The organism is Brevundimonas sp. (assembly GCF_036677305.1).
GTDB lineage: Bacteria > Pseudomonadota > Alphaproteobacteria > Caulobacterales > Caulobacteraceae > Brevundimonas.
On the sequence record NZ_JAKFEB010000057.1, the window covers coordinates 1 to 1,833 of the forward strand.

2 protein-coding genes and 1 pseudogene are annotated in these 1,833 nt (G+C 69.1%); 1 reads left to right on the forward strand and 2 read right to left on the reverse strand.

Features of this window, described 5'->3' with window-relative positions; translation table 11 throughout:
• Positions 1 to 92: pseudogene (locus V6M42_RS03475) on the reverse strand (3-hydroxy-2-methylbutyryl-CoA dehydrogenase); the annotation flags it as partial.
• A 54-nt stretch (positions 93 to 146) separates the two neighbouring features.
• On the opposite strand from V6M42_RS03475, the gene V6M42_RS03480 reads away from it, so the two are divergent.
• Positions 147 to 557 (forward strand): YkvA family protein, encoded by a 411-nt coding sequence (locus V6M42_RS03480; protein WP_332677185.1) that lies wholly within the window; start codon positions 147 to 149, stop codon positions 555 to 557.
• A gap of 174 nt (positions 558 to 731) precedes the next feature.
• On the opposite strand, the gene V6M42_RS03485 is transcribed toward V6M42_RS03480, so the two are convergent.
• Positions 732 to 1,733: an NADPH:quinone oxidoreductase family protein gene (locus V6M42_RS03485; RefSeq protein ID WP_332677186.1), complete on the reverse strand. Its 1,002-nt coding sequence runs from the start codon at positions 1,731 to 1,733 to the stop codon at positions 732 to 734.
• Between the last annotated feature and the right edge of the window lie 100 nt (positions 1,734 to 1,833).

The window sequence follows — 1,833 nt, forward strand, 5'->3', positions numbered from 1 at the left end:
GCGCCCGTGGCCGCGATGGCCCGGGCCGTGCCCTCGCCCAGACCCGAGGCTCCGCCCGTCACCACCGCCGCGATCGAACCGTCGAGTTTCATGGCCGAAGCCCCTATGTTGTTTGAACCTTGAGATTGCCGCGGGGTTTAGCCGCCATGTCCGCCAAAGCCAAACCCGCCGATGGGCCGATGACGCCCGAAGACGCGCTGGACCCGTCGCGCGCCCTCGTGCCCTCGATCCAGCGGGTCAATGAGGTGCGGGTGCAGAAGGGCTTCTGGCCCAAGATCCGGCGCACGGCCTCGCGAATCCCCTTCGCCGGGCAGGCCCTGTCGGTCTGGTTCGCCGCCCGCGACCCCGAGACGCCGACGGCGGCCAAGGGGATCATGGTCGGGGCGCTGGCCTATTTCGTCCTGCCGTTCGACGCCATTCCCGACATCTTCGCCGGCATCGGCTTCACCGACGACGCGGCCGTCATCGCCGCCCTGATCGCCACCCTGGGCGCCAACATCAAGCGCCGGCACAAGGATCAGGCCCATGCCGCCCTGGAGCGGCTGCGCGAGGATTGAATCAAGGCTGCGAGCGTTTCCCCCGTCATTCCGGGGCCGCGCAGCGGAACCCGGAACCCGGGAGACCGGACTGGTTGGCAGGTGAAGGATCGCGTCCAGACACCTGGGTTCCGGGTTCTGTTCCCGGCTACGCCGGTCCAGCCCCGGAATGACGGTACGAACGCGGTCCGCCGCTCAGCTATCCACCGTCACCACCACCTTGCCCATCACCGACCGGTCGCCCAACGCCTTGATGGCCTCATGGGCGCGTTCCAGCGGGAAGGTCTGGCTGACACGCGGGCGAATCTTTCCGTCCTCCCAGAAGCGCAGCAGGTCAGCCATATTCGCCGCATGGGCGGCCGGATCCCGCATCACCGCCGCGCCCCAGAACACCCCGATCACCGACACCGACTTCAGCAGGGTCAGGTTCAGCGGCAGGGCCGGAATGCCGGCCGGGAAGCCGACCACCAGATAGCGGCCGTTCCAGTCCATGGCCCTGAGCGCGGGCTCGCAATAGTCGCCGCCGACGGCGTCATAGACCACGTCGGGCCCGTCGCGGCCCGAGGCCAGCTTCAGCTCGCCCGACAGCTCCTTCTGGGCCGCCTTGTCCATCTTGCCCGAGGGGTAGATCAGGCCGTTGTCGGCGCCCGCCTCGAGCGCGAACTGGACCTTGTCGTTGGTCGAGGCGGCGGCGATCACATGCGCGCCCATGGCCTTGCCCAGCTCGACCGCGGCCACGCCCACGCCGCCCGCGGCGCCCAGCACCAGAAGGCTCTCGCCCGCCTTCAGCTGCGCCCGGTCCTTCAGCGCGTACCAGGAGGTGCCATAGGTCATCACCAGCGCCGCGGCCGTGTTGAAATCCATGGCGTCGGGGATCTTCATCACCGAGACGGCGGGGACCGCCAGCCGCTCGACCATGCCGCCCCAGCCGGGCACGGCGATGACGCGGTCGCCCTTGCGGACATTGGTCACGCCCTCCCCGATCGCCTCGACCACCCCGGCCACCTCGCCGCCGGGCGAGAAGGGACGCTGCGGCTTGAACTGGTATTTGTCCTCGATGATCAGGGTGTCGGGGAAGTTGACCCCGATGGCCCGCACGTCGATCACCACCTCGCCCTTCATGGGCCGGGGGTCCATGACCTCCTCGACGACGAGCGTTTCAGGGCCGCCGGGGGCCTTGGACAGGACAGCGCGCATGTTCATCCTTAGTGGGCCTATCGCGCTTCGCGCTACTTGAGGCCCGGTTTGCGTCCCGCCCCGGTGGCGCGCGCGTCGGCTTGAGGCTAATCAGCGCCAC